Source organism: Bacillus sp. FJAT-27986 (assembly GCF_001685035.1).
Lineage (GTDB): Bacteria > Bacillota > Bacilli > Bacillales > Pradoshiaceae > Pradoshia.
In genome coordinates, this window is sequence record NZ_MAYV01000015.1 from 83,824 (window position 1) to 102,382 (window position 18,559).

The 18,559-nt window shown below is 35.0% G+C and carries 11 protein-coding genes and 1 pseudogene; all 12 read left to right on the top strand.

Features of this window, described 5'->3' with window-relative positions:
* Nucleotides 1–5 precede the first annotated feature (5 nt).
* The 12 genes and pseudogenes from A8L44_RS11385 to A8L44_RS11440 all read left to right on the top strand — a co-directional run bounded on the left by A8L44_RS11385 (nt 6) and on the right by A8L44_RS11440 (nt 18,294).
* A complete protein-coding gene (locus A8L44_RS11385) occupies nt 6–1,181 on the top strand; it encodes a DHHW family protein (RefSeq protein ID WP_066105951.1) in 1,176 nt (391 codons plus the stop codon).
* A 394-nt stretch (nt 1,182–1,575) separates the two neighbouring features.
* Entirely contained in the window at nt 1,576–3,984 is a 2,409-nt protein-coding gene (locus A8L44_RS11390) for a glucosaminidase domain-containing protein (RefSeq protein ID WP_066105954.1), read from the top strand.
* 349 nt (nt 3,985–4,333) lie between these two features.
* The gene (locus A8L44_RS11395) at nt 4,334–5,050 is read left to right on the top strand and encodes an IspD/TarI family cytidylyltransferase (RefSeq protein ID WP_066105957.1); all 717 of its coding nucleotides are present in this window, start codon (nt 4,334–4,336) and stop codon (nt 5,048–5,050) included.
* Nucleotides 5,043–6,074, top strand: a complete 1,032-nt coding sequence (locus tag A8L44_RS11400) for a ribitol-5-phosphate dehydrogenase (protein ID WP_066105961.1) — start codon at nt 5,043–5,045, stop codon at nt 6,072–6,074. Before A8L44_RS11395 ends, A8L44_RS11400 begins: the two co-directional genes overlap by 8 nt.
* A 32-nt stretch (nt 6,075–6,106) precedes the next feature.
* Nucleotides 6,107–7,270 carry a CDP-glycerol glycerophosphotransferase family protein gene (locus A8L44_RS11405; RefSeq protein ID WP_066106837.1) on the top strand — a complete coding sequence of 388 codons (1,164 nt, stop codon included), beginning with the start codon at nt 6,107–6,109 and terminating at the stop codon, nt 7,268–7,270.
* A gap of 44 nt (nt 7,271–7,314) precedes the next feature.
* Nucleotides 7,315–8,502 carry a CDP-glycerol glycerophosphotransferase family protein gene (locus A8L44_RS11410; protein ID WP_077248101.1) on the top strand — a complete coding sequence of 396 codons (1,188 nt, stop codon included), beginning with the start codon at nt 7,315–7,317 and terminating at the stop codon, nt 8,500–8,502.
* 47 nt (nt 8,503–8,549) lie between these two features.
* On the top strand, nt 8,550–10,871 hold the full coding sequence (locus A8L44_RS11415; RefSeq protein ID WP_066105964.1) for a bifunctional glycosyltransferase/CDP-glycerol:glycerophosphate glycerophosphotransferase: 2,322 nt from the start codon (nt 8,550–8,552) through the stop codon (nt 10,869–10,871).
* Between the two features lie 263 nt (nt 10,872–11,134).
* Nucleotides 11,135–11,533, top strand: a complete 399-nt coding sequence (gene tagD, locus A8L44_RS11420) for a glycerol-3-phosphate cytidylyltransferase (RefSeq protein ID WP_066105967.1) — start codon at nt 11,135–11,137, stop codon at nt 11,531–11,533.
* Nucleotides 11,526–12,722: a CDP-glycerol glycerophosphotransferase family protein gene (locus A8L44_RS11425; protein ID WP_066105970.1), complete on the top strand. Its 1,197-nt coding sequence runs from the start codon at nt 11,526–11,528 to the stop codon at nt 12,720–12,722. Before tagD ends, A8L44_RS11425 begins: the two co-directional genes overlap by 8 nt.
* A 57-nt stretch (nt 12,723–12,779) precedes the next feature.
* On the top strand, nt 12,780–13,586 hold the full coding sequence (locus tag A8L44_RS11430; protein ID WP_066105973.1) for an ABC transporter permease: 807 nt from the start codon (nt 12,780–12,782) through the stop codon (nt 13,584–13,586).
* An 18-nt stretch (nt 13,587–13,604) separates the two neighbouring features.
* A pseudogene (gene tagH / locus A8L44_RS11435) lies at nt 13,605–14,384 on the top strand (teichoic acids export ABC transporter ATP-binding subunit TagH); the annotation flags it as partial.
* A gap of 553 nt (nt 14,385–14,937) precedes the next feature.
* Nucleotides 14,938–18,294 (top strand): SH3 domain-containing protein, encoded by a 3,357-nt coding sequence (locus A8L44_RS11440; RefSeq protein WP_066105978.1) that lies wholly within the window; start codon nt 14,938–14,940, stop codon nt 18,292–18,294.
* The last annotated feature ends 265 nt before the right edge of the window (nt 18,295–18,559 follow it).

Below are 18,559 nucleotides of genomic sequence, written 5' to 3' on the forward strand. Positions count from 1 at the left end.
ATCGCATGGAAAAAAAAGCAAGTCAATATTTTATAGCAATATTTTTCTTATGTTTGATTTCTATTTTTGGTATATGGTCTTTGTTAGACCAGGATCGTGTGAGTTCAGAAATGGAAGGAAGAACTTTAGAGAAGCGACCTGATTTAAATGTAGAGACTTTGACCTCCGGCGAATATTTCAGCAGGTTTGAGGATTATTATAATGATAATTTCCCTTTACGTAATCATTGGATAGAAACCAATTCACTTGTCAGTCATAAAGTTTTTGGACAACGTCTTTTTAAGGATGTTTATATGAACAATGATGGATATCTAATTAGCACTGTGGCGCCGGATAATACGGATGAATCCATTACACATGTAAATAAGAAGATCAATGACTTCGCTGCTGGATTAAAGGAAAAAGGTGTACCTGTCTATTTTGCGCTGGCTCCTAATAAGACAACGATAATGGAGCATCAATTGCCGGATTATATAGAGAGTAATGCTAATAAGCTGTCTGATGAATTATCCAAAGGTTTTTCTGCTGATGTAAATTTTCTTGATTTGAGATCGGCTATTCAGCCGCATATGAATGAAAAAGATATGTATTTTTATACTGACCATCATTGGAAGCCTAAGGCAGCCTACTATGCTTACAGTGAAATCATAACAAATATGAATGAACGATTGGCTGATATTGGACAACCTTTACCGATGTCAGCCTATAGTTGGAAGGAGGATACTACCTCTTTTTATGGTTCTGAAGCGAGGAAGGTAGGCAAAAGCAATATTTCCAAAGTAGACACGATTACGGTAGTGGAGAAAAAAGCAGAAGAAAAACCGCTTGAAATATCCTATAGGGGTAAAAGTAATCAGCCTCTTTTTAATGAAGAGGTATTAAAAAAAGAAGATGTATATACGAATCGATATGTTAGTTATTTCTCTGGAGATGTGCCAGAAGGGATTATTCGAAATCCTAACGTGCAAAATGGCAAAAGGGTATTAGTCCTTAAAGATTCTTATGCTAATGCGATGATTCAATTTTTCCCTTCCCATTTTGAGGAAACCAGAGTTTTGGATTTAAGGCACTATAAGCATATGACTGTTAAGGAATATATCAATAAAAATGATATTGATGCGGTGGTATTCGTTCACAACATTAATTCTATCCTTATTACACCTCAGTTTTTAGATTTTTGATTTACTGATTCTAAACGTAAAAAAGAAGCTTGAGCTATGACGCTCGGCTTCTTTTTGTTTATGAAAAGTATTATCGGAGTAGGGAGATTGCTTAGTATTTATGAAATTTCATAGAGAAAACTTTACTTAAATATTTTAAAAACCAAAATAGTCTTAATATGTTATTTTTCGACAAATTTTGCTAAAAAGGGTACAAATTATATTGGTAGTTTGTTAAAATATGACTAGTTTAGTATATGCGTATTTTTGGATTTAATATCCTATTATAAGGGTTAAAAGTAATTTGATTGATAGAAAAGGAGGATTGTTTACTATACTTTCAGGATGTGAAGCAGAAATACATACGAGCTAAACTATTTACTCAACCTGAGAAATTAATATAGAAGGAGATATAATGACAGCTATAAAAAAAATACCTATATATTTAGTTATTCTGAGTATGGTTATTTCATTACTGCCTTATCAGGTGCTGGCAACTGTAACCGAGGAGATAACTAAGGATACTGAAGGAGTTACGGCTACCATATTCACAGAAGAAGAGAGTGGTACTGTAAATCTTTATAAGGAAAATAATCAAGAGAGCGAGATTCTGACTCAGTTACAAAACAATACGGAAGTAACTGTGATAAATGAAGATGATGAAAGCTTTTTTCTTGTCGAATATAGCATTCCAGAAAAGAGTGAGATATGGAAGGGTTATATAGAAAAATCAAATATTAAATTACCTGCTCAAGAAATGCAGGATGATGAAATTCAGAAAGAAAATCCTCAAGTAGAAAAACCGCAAGTAAAAGAACCCAATGTAGACCAACTTCCATCCGAGGAAGAAATGGTTGAAGAAGAAGTTCCATCCAATCAGGAAGAGGACAAACCAATTGCTGAAGAACAACAAACTGTAGAGCAGAACCCAGTAGTTGAAGAGGAACAACCAGAAGAACAGCAGACAAGCAATAATCAGAGTAAACTGGCAGTAGCAGCTAGTTCTGCTGTCTACGAGGGTGTCACACTAAATGCCACAAAAGTTTATTCCACTCCATCTACGAGTGCCAATGTTCTTAGAACCTATTCAAAAGGCACAGTGCTTAAATTTTATATACATTCAACAGAATGGTATTGGTCTAATATTACTGTAAATGGTAAATTAACTAAGATTTATATAAACAAAAAAGATATTGAACAAGCTACGGACAACCCCGTAAGAGGTGAGGGAGTTGCACTAAAAACCTCAACTAATATGTATGCATCACCAACAACAGATGGGAAGGTTCTTAGAACTTATGCTTCTGGTACCATACTGAAATTCTATACCTATACTTCAGGATGGTATAAATCTAATATCACGGTCAACGGAAAACTGACAACGATTTATATTAATAAGAATGACATAGAACTTCCGACAAGTAACCCCGTAAGAGGCGAGGGAGTTGCTGTAAAAAATCCTACTAATGTGTATGCGTCACCATCAACAGGCGGGAAGGTTCTCCGGACTTATCCGGCAGGAACCGTATTAAAGTATTATACCTATACAACAGGGTGGTACCGTTCAAACATCACCATTAAAGGGAACTTGACGACAATCTATATTAAAAAGAGTGATATAGAGCAGCCTGTTGCTAACCCGACAAAAGGTGAGGGGATTGCACTGAAGGAACCAACTAATGTGTATTCTGCACCATCAAGAGATGCAAATGTATTAAGAAGATACTCTTCCGGTACCATTTTAAAATACTATGATTATACTACTAATTGGTATAAATCAACTATCACAGTAAATGGAAAAGCAACAACTATTTATATTAATAAAGCAGATATAGAGCAAGCCGATAGACAATCTGCAGTCTTGCAGGGAATCGCAAAAACATCACCAACAAATGTTTACCAATTACCATCAACTAACTCTAAAGTTTTACGGAAATATAATAAAGGAACAATATTAAAATATTACGATTACAGTCCAAATTGGTATGTGACCGGGATAACGGTAAATGGCAAGTATCAGGATATTTACATTCGTAAGGTTGATGTAAGTGCTGAACAGTTAAGTCAGTACTCCATTACTTTAGATCAAGCAGTAGCAATGCAGATGAGGCTGACTGATCCCCCGCCGCAAACAGATACTACCGGGGTCTTATCGAAATATACGAATTTTATAACCTCAATAGAGAGAGCTTCAGATCCAGGTTTTTTTGATGCAACTGCTGAGCAGGTGCGTTATTATATGGATCCAAAGAATTTCTCTGCGGCCTCTACTAGCTTTTATCAGTTCTTAGTTCTGTCTTCTCCGGCAGGAACTAATGCGACAGAAGTTAACAATACAATTTTGAAGGGCAGAGGAGTATTGGCTGGTAAGGCATCCTCCTTTATACAGGCTGCTAAGACGCATAATATTAACGAAGTGTATTTAATAAGCCATTCATTATTGGAAACTGGAAATGGGACTAGTCCGTTGGCAACAGGAATCAAGTATAATGGCGTTACGGTGTACAATGTATACGGCATTGGAGCTTTTGATGGAGATGCTAATAATAAAGGTGCAGAGTATGCTTATAATCAAGGATGGACGACTATAGAAAAAGCCATTGTAGGCGGTGCGGCATTTGTATCGAAGAATTACATTCACGCTGGACAAAATACTCTTTATAAAATGAGATGGAATCCAGACGGAATGATTAAATACGGATATGCTACGCATCAATATGCATCTGATGTTGGCTGGGCTGTCAAACAAACAAGAAAAATAGCTGAAATGTATGCCAGCTTAACGCAATATAACTTACTATACGATGTACCGGTTTATCGATAAAGTGGTAGTTTAATATGAATATCAAAACCTCCAATACTAGTTATTTAACCTGCTTATATTTCAGCCTGGTGGTAACTGGTTTGGAGGTTTTTGTTTAGCGTGTTCCTTTTCTTTAACCTGCTTGGTAATAGTTAAATGTGTTTATGCATGTCAAAGGACATAAGTTATATGGTATGGTAATTAGTATAGTAATGAATAAAGTGTGTCGATTTAGAGGGGCTAGCAGGGGCATACTTGAAAAGGTACTAGAAAAAGTGTATAGTTTACATGGATTTTTATAACGTAATCTAATGGTGAAATTTAATCTTTTTTGTCATATATTGAATTTAAAAAGAAATGAGGTAAGGTCATGATTTATGCAGAAATATTAGCAGGTGGTAAAGGCACTCGTATGGGTAATACGAATATGCCTAAGCAGTATTTACCTTTAAATAATAAGCCCATCATCATCCATACAATTGAAAAATTTATGCTAAATGATCGCTTCGATAAAATTTTGGTCGTTACACCTAAAGAATGGATTAACCATACTAAAGATATCATCAGAAAATTTATCGGTGAAAATAACCTTATTGTAGTAGTAGAAGGCGGTAAAGACCGAAACGAATCCATTATGAGTGGTATTCGATATATAGAGAAGACATTTGGGATCAATGACGATGATGTCATTATTACTCATGACTCTGTACGTCCATTTTTAACTCATCGGATTATTGAAGAGAACATTGATGCCAGTCTTAAATATGGTGCGGTTGATACAGTAATTGAAGCAATAGATACAATCATCCAATCAGAGGATGGAGAAGTTATTTCAGACATCCCAGTCCGTGATACCATGTATCAGGGGCAAACTCCACAAAGCTTTAATATCAAAATGTTGACTGAACACTATAACTCTTTAACAGATGAGCAAAAACGAATATTAACAGATGCTTGTAAAATCTGTGCATTAAAAGGCGAAAAAGTAAAGATCGTTAAAGGCGAAGTGTTTAATATTAAGGTTACTACTCCATATGATTTGAAAGTTGCTAATGCTATTATACAGGGGCGAATAAACAATGATTAATCAGGTATATAGACTTGTATCTCCTAGGCAATTTGAAGTAGCTTATAATGATCGTTCACTACAGTACCATGAAGATTTTGTTGTAGTTAGACCAACGCATCTATCTATTTGTGCTGCTGACCAACGATACTATACTGGATCTCGAGGGAAAGAAGCAATGGCGAAAAAGCTGCCAATGGCTTTAATCCACGAAGCTATAGGTAAGGTCGTCTACGATCCTAAGGGTGAAATTAAGAATGGTACAATGGTCGTTATGATACCTAACACACCGACAGAGAAAGATGAAGTAATTGGTGAGAACTACTTGCGTTCCAGCAAATTCCGTTCAAGTGGCTATGATGGATTCATGCAGGATTATGTCTTTATGGGACGGGACCGCATTGTTGAATTACCAGAAGGAATTGACCCGTATGTTGTTGCATTTACGGAATTGATGACCATTACAACTCATGTTTTATCCAGATTTGAGAGTCGGTCTCATAAACGCCGCAATGTATTTGGCGTATGGGGAGATGGAAACCTTGGGTTCATTACGACTCTATTCCTTAAAAAAATGTACAAAGACTGTAAAGTTATTATTTTCGGTAAAACCGGATATAAATTGGACAACTTCTCCTTCGTGGATGAAGTTTATACAATTGATGAAATCCCGGAAGATTTGAGAATTGATCATGCATTTGAATGTGTTGGTGGGAAAGGAAGCCAATATGCGATTGACCAGATGATCGACCACCTTCATCCGGAAGGTTCTATATCTCTAATGGGGGTATCTGAGTTCCCAGTTGAGGTTAATACAAGAATGATTTTGGAAAAAGGAATCACACTAATTGGAAGCAGCCGCAGCGGACGTGAAGATTTTGTGAGAACAGTAAACTTTCTAAAAGAAAACCCGGATGTTGTTGACTATTTGGGTACTTTAGTTGGAGAAGTGCAAGAGGTTAAAACAATTGGGGATATTTTATCTGCATTTGAAAAGGATCTGACTTCTTCTTGGGGTAAGACAGTTATGGAATGGAAAATATAATTTTTAAATATTGGAAGGCAGGAAGGCAAAGTATGAAGCATTTGAAGATGATACCTACGTTATTAACAAAGTATAGTATTCAATTTGCTTATGCTTTGTCTTCTCTTTTTTTTAAGGTTGATCCAAATAAAATAACCATTGCTACGTATCGTTCTAATGAATTGGAAGGTAATTTATCCTACATAGCAAACGAAATAGATCGAAATGATCCGCGGAAAAAAAGGTTTGTTCTGGCGAAAAAGTTTAATAGCTCTATTGGAGGGAAAGTCTCTTATTTCTTTCATCTAATCCGGGCAAGTTTTCATTTAGCGACTTCGCGCTTTTTTATTGTAGATGATTTTTATTTTCCTATATACGTAGTTAAACCGCGAAATGGTTCTGAATTTGTACAGCTTTGGCATGCTGCCGGAGCCTTTAAAAAGTTTGGCTGGAGTACAATCGGTAAGGATTTTGGACCCAGCGAGGATTATTTAAAGACAGTCAAGGTACACTCCAATTACTCCAGAGTTTATGTCAGTTCTGAAAAAGTAATACCAGCTTATGCTGAAGCTTTTAATATGCCTGAAGAACAAATATTTCCCTTGGGAGTACCGAGAACGGATTATTTTTATAATCATGAAGAGCATAAAAAGCTTAGGATTCGTTTTTATCAGCAATATCCACAGTTGGATGGAAAGAAATTAATTTTATACGCCCCCACTTTCCGTGGTAAAAGCCATTATCAGGAAGAGTTTACTATGCCTGTGGATTTGGAATTGATGAGGAAAAAACTTGGTGATGAATATGCTTTTATTATTCATTTACATCCCTATATGAAATTACATTTAAGTGGTATTGAACAATATAGTGATTTCGTAATCCACATGAAAAAGGGATATAATATTCAAGAGTTATTAGTTTTAGCAGACATTTTAGTTACGGATTATTCTTCTGTTATTTTTGATTATAGTCTGTTGAAGCGTCCTATAGCTTTTATAGCGGATGATTTGGAAGAGTATTTAAAAGAGAGGGATTTTTATTATCCGTATCTTGACTTTATACCTGGCCCATTTTTTACAGAAACTTTGCCGTTAGCTAATTGGATTAAAGAAAAGGGCTATAATATTACTAAAATTGAGGAATTTCAGCAGGAGTTCTTTGATTATACAGATGGAAGAGCCAGCGAAAGAATTGTAAAACACTTATTGAGCAAGTAAAGAAAAATAAAGCGTGTATAAGTTAGTTTTATAGATAAAAGTGAGTGATCTATTTGGAGAAATCAAATTTACTTCTAAGAATAACATCAAAATTCAAAGAGAATAAGGGGAGAATTTTTAATCGATTTTTCTCTACCTATGTATTTAGATTTTGTTATCGGGTATTTACTATCTTGCCAATTAATAAAAAGAAAATCTTATTTGCCTCAGATAGTCGAACAAAAATGGAGGGTAATTTTCGTTTTGTATTTGATGAATTGCAAAGGCAAAATAAAGGTTTCACTTATAGATATATGTTAAAAGAGGGGACATCAGCAAAGAAAACCTGTAAGGAAATTCTGAAGCTATCCTATGATTTAGCAACATCGAAATACATCATACTTGATGATTTTTACCCAATGGTATACCCATTGAAAATCAGAGAAGGCGCTGAGCTGATTCAGCTTTGGCATGCAGTAGGAGCATTTAAAAAATTCGGGTTTAGCCGTGTTGGTTTGCCGGGAGGCCCTGATCCGGATTCGTTAAACCATAAAAACTATACTAAAGCAATTGTCAGTTCCAAAAATGTCGCAAAGCATTATGCTGAAGGATTTGGAATTGAAGAAAGTAAAGTTGTCGCTACAGGCATTCCCAGAACTGATATATTTTCTGATCAGGAATATAAAACTAAGAAGAGAAGTGAGCTTTATGAGCAATATCCTTTTCTTAAAGATAAGAAGGTTATTTTATTTGCACCAACCTTTCGGGGTCCTGGGCAACAATCTGCTTATTACCCGTTGGAATATCTGAATCTGGATAAAATTTATCAGGCATTTCATGATGAATATATATTCTTGTTTAAGATTCACCCATTTGTTAAGGAAAAATGGGAGATACCGCTTAAGTATAGTTCTTTTTTTTATGATTTCTCATTTTATAGTGAGATCAATGACTTATTGTTGATTACAGATCTTCTGATTACAGACTATTCATCTGTATGTTTTGAATATGCATTATTGGATAAACCTATGATTTTCTATGCTCCAGACATGGAAGAATATACGTCAGAAAGAGATTTTTATTATGACTATCAATCATTTATTCCAGGTCCTCTGGTTAGAACTGAGGAAGAATTGATTAGTACGATAAAAAGCAGGCAGTTTCATACAGAAAAGCTAGATGCGTTTAGAGAGTACTTTTTTGATGATATCGATGGGAAATCCAGCGAACGAGTTGTCGATTTATTAAAATGATGAATATTAAAACAGAAAAACAACTACTAAGAGGGGTTAAAGTCAATATGGATACTAAACAAATTGAGGGTGTAAATAATAGAGAAATTAAAGTGAGTATCATTACACCCGTCTACAATGTTGAAGAATATTTGCGGGAAACATTAGATTCATTAGTCAATCAAACCCTATCACCGATAGAAATCATTATGATAGATGATGGATCTACTGATCGCAGCCCGGAGATTATTGAGGAATACAGTCAGAGATATTCCAATATCATTTTTGTGAAGCAAGAGAATTCCGGTCCTGGTGCAGCCCGTAATAATGGGTTAAAAGTAGCCCGAGGCGAGTATATCAGTTTTGTGGATTCAGATGATATACTGCCGCTTGATGCGTTGGAGAGTATGTACAAAGCCGCTCTTGAAAAGAATTCAGCTATCGTGCTGGGAGCATCTCTGAGCTTTAATAAAACGGAGACTTGGTTTATTGGCAGTCACTATAATAATAAAGTGTATGAAAAAGGTGAAAAGAACTTAGTTGCTAATCAAGAATTACTATATTCTTTGGGGCCATGCAATAAGATTTATCGCCGTGACATCATAAAGGATATATCCTTCCCATCAGGAATAAAGGTAACGGAAGATCAGCCATTTGTTATTGAAGCTTATCTACGAGCCGGTGCTGATATTTATACGATTGATAAAGTGATTTATAATTATCGTTCCAGAGAAGATGAGGATAACCTATCTTTATCACAAACTGTACGTGTTAATTCAGTAAGTGTTCTGAAAGACATTATGAATAGTATGTCTATATCTGATCCTTTATGGGAGAAATATATTGACAACGAAGTGTCACGTTTTCACGTTAAGAAATTTTATTACAATCGCTTGGTTTCAGCAGATATATGGCCGGCAATTCGTAATGCAGTGGATAGCAGAAATAGCGACATTGCAGTTCAAACCTTTAAAATTTTTAATGATTGGGTAAAGAGTTTAGATAAGAATTTGTTTAATGAAATTCCAGCGCTTCATACGGTTATTTTTAAAAACTTAGTGAATCGATTTGATTTAATGGGATCTTCAGCAAGAAAAAGTTATAAGGAATGTTTGGATATTGCTTTTGATAAGATTTCTTTTAAAACTGAATCCAGGTTATTGAATTCCCCTTCTTTTAAAAGAACATTTATAGCAACCCAAAAAACAGATAGGCAGAACAGCTTCCTCCCTATCCAAATGTATGTGTATGGCAGAAAATATAAAAGGTTTAAGACTAAAGTAAAGACAGCTGCTGTAAGACGTATTGTCTTTCCGTTATCCGGATTTCTGCCTCTTCAAAATAAAATTACTTTTGCATCAAATAAGATGCCAAAGTTGCAGGATTCCTTTGAGTGTATTTATGATGAAATCGCGGAATCAAGACCTGGCTATAAAGTGGTAGGATATTTTAAAAAGAAGAGATCCTGTAAGGAGTTTGCCAAATTATATTATGACATTGCTACTTCAAAATATGTCATTTTGGATGATTATTACCGTCCGCTATATAAATTAAAGGCCAGAAAAAGAACAGAAGTGATTCAAACTTGGCATGCTGCCGGTGCCTTTAAGAAATTTGGACACAGTGCGGTAGGCTATCGAGAAAGCAACACGGAAGAGTTTGAAAATGAAGCTCATGGTTCCTATACTAAAGTGGCTGTTACAAGTAAAGAAATAGTCCCTCACTATGCGGAAGCTTTTAATATACCAGAAGAAAATGTATATCCGGTAGGTCTTCCGAGAACAGATGTGTTTTTTGATACGGAAGGGATTGAATATATTAAACAAAAATATGAAGCGGTTTATCCGGCTTTACGTAATAAGAAGATCATTACGTATGCTCCAACCTTTAGAGGAGGTCCGGGAAAGCGAGCGAGCTTCAATATTCAGCTCGATTTAAAAAAAATGGCTGAAGAGCTATCGGATGAATATGTATTAGTATTGAAACTTCATCCATCTGTTACGAAAGGTATTGACATACCGAAAGAAGCAGAGGATTTCGTATTAAATTTAAGTAAGAATGATATCAATAATGTTTTATCTATTACAGATATATTAATAAGTGATTATTCATCAGTCATATTTGAATACGCATTGCTTGAAAGGCCGATGATTTTCTTTGCATACGATTTAGAGGATTATTTGGAAGATAGAGGTTTCTACTATGAGTACAAAGAATTTATCCCGGGCCCTCTTGCAGAGAAGACAGAACAAGTTATCTCTCTGATTCAACAAAACTCCTTCAACATTCAAAAGGTTAAAGCTTTTAAAGAACGATTCTTTGAAGACTTTGATGGAAAAGCATCCAAACGTTTTGTAGATACATTTATAAAACCAATTAAAAAATCATGATCGACCAGATCATGATTTCCTTTTTTTGTGAGATGAAATGAAGACTTAGACATGTTATAAACATATATAACATAAAGAGGCGTTAACTTTATGTTACAAATAATACGTGTATACGATATAATTTAGATTGTATTCGACACAGGTTTGAAAGTTAGATGCATGAGTTATATAATTAAGAATAAGTTTTCATCTTGTTTTTGTATGATGCTCCGTTTTTTGGTCAGTTACCAGTTTGCTAATGAACTAGGTAAGGAGATGTAGAAATGAAAAAGATTATTACGTATGGCACTTTTGACTTATTACATGTCGGTCATATTAATATTTTAAGAAGAGCCAAGGAAATGGGCGATTATTTAGTAGTGGGCTTATCCACTGATGAGTTTAATAAGGCGAAAAATAAAAAAGCTTATCATAGCTATGAAAATAGAAAACTGATTTTGGAATCAATTGAATTTGTTGATGAAGTGATTCCGGAGGAAAATTGGGAACAGAAGATTAAAGATATTAAGGAACATGATATAGATGTTTTTGTCATGGGTGATGATTGGGAAGGTCATTTTGACTTTCTAAAAGAGCACTGCCAGGTCGTTTACTTGCCAAGAACAATCGGTATTTCAACATCTCAAATCAAAAAAGACTTATTTAAGGTGAAAAATGGTTAAAGAACTTGTTATTCAGTTGTATTTGTTGATTTTTAAAATCGTATTTAATATTTTTAATTTATTCCCTATCCAAAATAAGGTGGCATTTATTGTATCTTTTGGTGATAACACTCAGTATGTATATGAAGAAATGCGTCGAAAACATATTGCTTTTGACGTGGTTTTTTTATGTAAGGGTACAAGCTATAAAAGGTTTCAGCAATATGAGGATGCTACTATAGCACTGATTGAAAATAAAAATCCGATTGATTTCATTCAATCTATTTATCATTTGGCGACATCTCGTTATGTATTTGTTGATAATTATTATGGTTTTTTGGCTGCCACTGACTTTAGACCGGGAGTGGAATGTATTCAGCTTTGGCATGCCTCAGGAGCTATCAAAAAATTTGGCTTGGAAGATGCCTCTGTTCAAAACAGGTCTGAAAAAGCTGTAAAACGTTTTAAAGATGTTTATAAACGTTTTAACAAAGTAGTAGTTGGTTCTGATATTATGGGAACTTACTTCATGAATGCATTTAATTTAAAGGGAGAAAATATCATTAGAACTGGTATCCCCCGAACTGACTTTTTTTATAATCAGGCTGAAAAAGAAAGTGTATTCAATCAATTGACTAACGAGAACAGATTGCTCTGGGATAAAAAAGTAATATTATATGCGCCTACTTATCGTGATAACGAATTGGATAAATTTCAGTTAGAATTAGATTTAAAAAGATTATACGATGAATTGCATAACGATTATGTCGTTATGTTACGTTTGCATCCAGCTATTAAGGATATTCCGGACTATTCAAAAATCTATCCCAATTTTGTCCTGAATTATTCTAAACCAAAGTACGATATTAATGAATTATTGGTCGTTGCGGATATTTTAATAACAGACTACTCCTCTATATCATACGAGTTTTCATTATTAAAGAAACCGATGATATTCTTTGCCTATGATTTAGTTGAATACACAAAAGATAGAGGACTTTGGGAACAATATGAAAAAATGGTTCCAGGACCAGTAGTAAACAATACAGAGGCGATTATTGACCTCATTAAAGAGAACAGCTTTGATATGGACATGATTGAAGAGTATGCAAATAAATGGAATAAGTATTCAAAAGGACATTCCAGCGAAAACTTAATTTCATATTTGTTTGATGAAAAAACAATACTATCCAGACAGAGAGCGCTGTAAGACTCTTTGCATTACATGTATCTGTTGTAAAATAGTGGGGAAGGATATTCAGAATTTATGAAGTCTATGTTTACGGTCATACAAGAACAAATACGTTCATTTTATTTAATAAAACGATTGTCTGTATTTGAATTAAAAAGTGCTAATAATAGTAACTATTTAGGAATCATGTGGGAATTCTTAAATCCCTTGATTCAAATAGGAGTATATTGGGTTGTATTCGGGATGGGAATCCGGGGAGGCAGAGAAATTGGGGACGTGCCATTTATCTACTGGATGCTATCCGGAATTTCATTGTGGTTCTTTGCCAATCCTGCCATTATGGATGGAACAAAATCGATTTATACGAGGATTAATTTTATCTCTAAAATGAGTTTTCCTATGAGTGCGATTCCTTCATATGTCATTATGTCGAAATTTTATCAGCATATTGTCATCGTGATTATTGTTTCTATTATTTTGCAGTTTGGTGGTTTCCCTATTTCGTTGTATTATCTACAGCTGCCTTACTTTATGATTGCGGCTATCATTCTGTTTTTTGCTGTTACACTCGTTACCTCCACGTTGGCTACCATTGTCCGTGATGTAGTGATGATTGTCCAAGCCATCATGAGGATGCTGATTTATTTAACCCCTATCTTGTGGGTTTCAAATAGTTTGCCAGGATTTTTACAAATGATTATTAAATTTAATCCACTTACGTATCTAGTGGAAGGGTATCGTGCAGCGATGTTAGGCCAGTCCTGGTACTTTATTGAGCATGCAGACTATACGTTATACTTTTGGGGAGTAACGATTGTGTTACTCATGATTGGATCAGCGCTTCATTTGAAATTTAGAAATCATTTTGTGGATTATTTGTAAAATGGAGTGAGGTCTACTATGGAAACAGTTATTGTAAAAAATGTTTATAAAAGATACAAAATGCATAGCAAAACCTCCGATAAATTATTGGATATTCTTCTTCCGGGAGGATATGGAGATGATTTCTATGCACTTCAGGATATTAGTTTTACAGCAAGTAAGGGTGATGTTATTGGACTGATTGGAGTTAATGGATCAGGTAAATCAACATTATCCAATATTATTGCCGGTGTAGTACCTCCTACAATGGGTTCAGTTAAAACAGTTGGACAAACGTCTTTAATTGCCATTGCTTCCGGTTTAAATAACCAGCTGACTGGCCGTGAAAATATTGAGTTAAAATGCTTAATGCTGGGTTTCAATAAAAAGCAAATTCAGGAATTGGAGCCGGAAATTATCGAATTTGCGGATATAGGCAAGTTTATTGATCAGCCTGTTAAGAAATATTCCAGCGGGATGAAATCAAGACTTGGTTTTGCGATTTCTGTAACCGTTGATCCTGATATTCTGATTATTGACGAAGCATTATCAGTAGGTGACCAGGCTTTTGCTGAGAAATCCAAAAAGAAAATGTACAGCTTCCGAGACCAGGGGAAAACAATCTTCTTTGTTAGCCATGCGATCGGACAAATAAAGGATTTCTGTAATAAAGCTTTATGGCTTGAATATGGAGAAATAAAAGATTTTGGTACAGTGGAAGATGTTGTTCCAAAATATGAGAAATTCTTGAAAGAATACAGAGCTATGACTCCAGCTCAACAAAAAGCATTTAGAGAAGCTGCTATTAAAAAACAAAGCAGCATGACGATCACATCGAAATAAAATACATGAAATTTAATTTTTATCAACAGGCTATCATCACAGGATGATAGCCTGTTTGCGCTTTTTAAACTAAATTATGAAGATGGATACTGAAAATGACTAAGGAAAGAACACGTATTTTCGGATTAGAGAAAGAAAAAGTAATGGATGGGTAAGTTTTCACGCCCATGATCTCTAAAATAAATTAAATTAGCTATAGATATGATGGATTTAATTACTCATGGTTATATTTATTAAATACCAAAAAACAGGAATGCTAATAACCCATAAAATTAGAGTGTTATATATATGAAATCTATTTAAATAAAAAAGGAAAATAATTATTTTAATAAGTTGATTGCTGTTCTGTTCAGTAATCAACTTCTTTATTTTATTTAATTACCATTAAGTTATAATTCCGCAGATGCTAAAATTAGTTTAATATAATAAAATGATAAGTAATTAAAAGTTATATAAAGTATCATTATTAGATATAAATATATTAAAATAATAGTTTTGTTTGATATTTCCATTTTAAAAGGAGATTTTTATGATTAAAAGAAATAAGCTGCCATTCAAGGTCATGGCAACATCCGTTCTTTTATCTACCGGACTGGTTTTGGGTGGTGGTGTTGGGCCAACAGGTAGTTTAACGGGTATACAAGTAGCTGAAGCGGCTGATACATATTATAAAACAACCGATAATTTGAATATGAGAAAGTCTGCAAGTACAAAGGCGCAAAAAATCACAACAATTCCAAAAGGAAAACAGGTTACTTACATATCTAAAAGTGGCAGCTGGTTTAAGGTGAAATACGGAACTAAAACTGGATTTGTCAGTTCGCAATATTTAACAAAAGTGACGGCGAGTTCAACAGTTTCATCTTCTGGCTCCGCAACAAGTACTTCTGTATACACAACAACAGACAATTTACGTTTGCGTAAACAGGCATCAACCAGTTCAGCTACGTTATTGACCATCCCAAAAGGGAAAACAGTGACGTATGTATCTAAAAGCGGCAGCTGGTATAAGGTGAAATACTTATCAAAAACAGGATATGTTAGCTCCAAATATATAAAAGTTACTAAAAAAACAAGTTCCTCAGCTTCTGCGTCTACGTCTACATCTACAACGATGAAGGCCACTAAATACAAAACGACAGAAAAATTAAACATGAGATCCAACGCATCAACGAGTGGTACACGGATCCTCACTATACCAAAGGATAAAGTCGTCACAGCCACGGCGAAATCTAGCTCCTGGTATAAGGTATCTTACGGTGGTAAGACCGGTTGGGTAAGCGGCTCGTATATAAAAGAGTACAATCAAACAACGACGACAAGCACGAATTACTATAATACAAAGGCTGCAAGTTCCTTATATAGTGCTGCTAATACAAATAAAGCAGCTGTTTATTCCATACCAAAGAATAATGTATTTACTTCTACGCAACAGGTAGTGAATAGTATAGGAGAAACCTGGTATCGAGTTTCTTATAAAGGAAAAAACTATTATATTCAATCCAGCTCAGTAAATAAGGTGACAGCAGCGAGTGTTACGAGCACCTTCTATACGGCAAAGGAAGCAACTTATTTATATTCCTTTGCAGGAGCAACACACGGAACACTAGTTGCCATTCCAAAGGGAGCTAAAATAACCACTAATTATCGAATTGGGGATTGGTATAAAACATCCTATGGCGGAAAAACAGGTTACATTGATTTGACTAAATTCACGAAAACAGTTGCTACTTCGGAAACATCGATTAAGGCTACAAAATATAAGGTTACGGCTAATTTAATTTTACGTAAGACAGCTTCCGATTCCGGTGCGAAATTAAATACAATCCCTGCGAATACTGTTGTCACAGCTACTGCAAAATCTGGCTCCTGGTACAAGGTCTCTTACAGTGGTCAGACCGGTTGGGTAAGCGGCTCGTATTTACAAGAATATAATCAAACTACGACGACAAGCACGACTTACTATAATACAAAGGCTGCAAGCTCCTTGTATAGTGCTCCTAATACAAATAAGGCAGCTGTTTATTCTATACCAAAGAATAATGTGTTCACTTCTACCCAACAGGTCGTGAATAGTATAGGAGAAACCTGGTATCGAGTTTCCTATAAAGGAAATAACTATTATATTCAATCTGGTTCAGTAAGTAAGGTAACAGCGGCGAACGTTACGAGTACGTCCTTTACGGCAAAAGAAAAGACTTACTTGTATTCCTTTGCAGGAGCATCTCACGGAACTTTGGTTACTATTCCAGAGGGAGCTAAAGTAACTACTAATTATCGAATTGGTGATTGGTATAAAACATCCTATGGCGGAAAAACAGGTTACATTGATTTGACTAAATTCACAAAAACAGTCTCTTCAACGACACCGTCTTTTACGGCTACAGAGTTTAAAACAACGGCTAATGTGAATTTACGTGAGACAGCATCTGCATCGGGTGCGAAATTGACTACAATACCTGTGAATACAGTAGTTACAGCTACAGAACAATCAGGTGATTGGTATAAAGTTACATACAATGGTTATACCGGCTGGGTAAGTGGTGCTTATTTGACAAAATACACTAGCAGTACTGGTAATAACAGCTCAAGTAGTAACAACGGAAATCAAACAACATTACCGAGTGGCACTGCTATAACTGAAACAACATATTTACCAATCAGTGAATTAAATATCCGTGCTTCCGACTCTACTTCATCAGCTAAAGTTGGTTCAATCCCTAAATATACACAGGTGAAATCTACCTATAAAACAAGTAAGGGCTGGTACCGTGTGACATATGGTGGAGTAACAGGTTTTGTATCGGGAGAGTATTTAATCACAAAAGCGAATTACGATAAAATGAATTCTTATGAGGCAAATAAGAATTCCTATATGCATTTGGATTTACGTAAAAAATCCTCTGTAACAGCTGCACAAATTAATGCTTATATTGCTAAGCATGCAACATCAGCTAATAGCGTTCTCTACAATAAAGGCTCGGCATTTATTACAGCGGCTAATAAATATGGTGTGAATGCCCTCTATTTAGCAGCACATGCGATTCATGAAAGTAACTATGGAAAATCTACAATTGCGTTAGCAAAAAATAACTTGTTTGGCTTTGGATCCTATGACATTACGCCATTTGTAGGTTCGGTTAAATTTTCTTCTATTGAAGAGAATATTGCCTTTATTGCACAAGAAATGAAAGCCACATATTTAAATCCATCTAACTGGAAGTACAAGGGGGCGACACTTGGATATACGATTAAGGACGCTAATGGAAATCGTATCACTGATTTAAGTAAGGGAATGAACTTTTACTATGCCAGTGATTCCGATTGGGGAAATAAGATTGCCAAACATATGTCTAACATCCTGGATTATGGCAATGAGGGGGCAGTCAGCCAAAGTCCAAATACAACGGTTCCAGCCAAACCTAGCTATCCAAGCGGCAAGGATGTGTTCCCGACAGGTACAATCGCTGTTGCCAATTCTTCTATCAGTCTTAGAAACTCAAAAAGCAGTTCAGCAACTGTGGCCGCAACGATTAAAAAGGGTGAGACCTTTAATCTACTGGAAAAATGGAATGATTATTGGCTAACAATCAATTATAAAGGCAAAACATATTATACAAATACGGTTAGTCTGAGCACCTATAATCAGTATATGACCGTGAAAAATTTAGCGCGAGTCAATGGTGCCAGCACGTTGAATGTCCGCGCGTCAGTTAATACGGCGTCAGCTACAGTGGGAACTTTAAAAAACCATCAATATGTCGAACTTGTGGTAGATTCAAGCAATAATCCAATCACTAGTAGCGGATGGTATAAGGTTAAGTTATCTAATGGCACAGTTGGCTGGGCATCAGGTTCTTTTTTAGCAAGAGAATTAAATAAATAGAATTTAGGAAAAGAGGTAGTTGACATGGTCAACAACCTCTTTTTTTATTAAATACACTATTGGATAGAGAAAATTTAACTTTGAATGATGTATAAGTGAAAGAGAATAAGAGATCGGCGTTTATATTATTTAAAAATAATATAAACAAGTATGATTATTTATGTATCTAGCAAATTATTTGATAATTTTAAAACTATATAAGAAAATTATTTTATATCAAAATAGTAATTTAGTTCGGTGTCTTATTTACTAAAGAGGGAGTTTT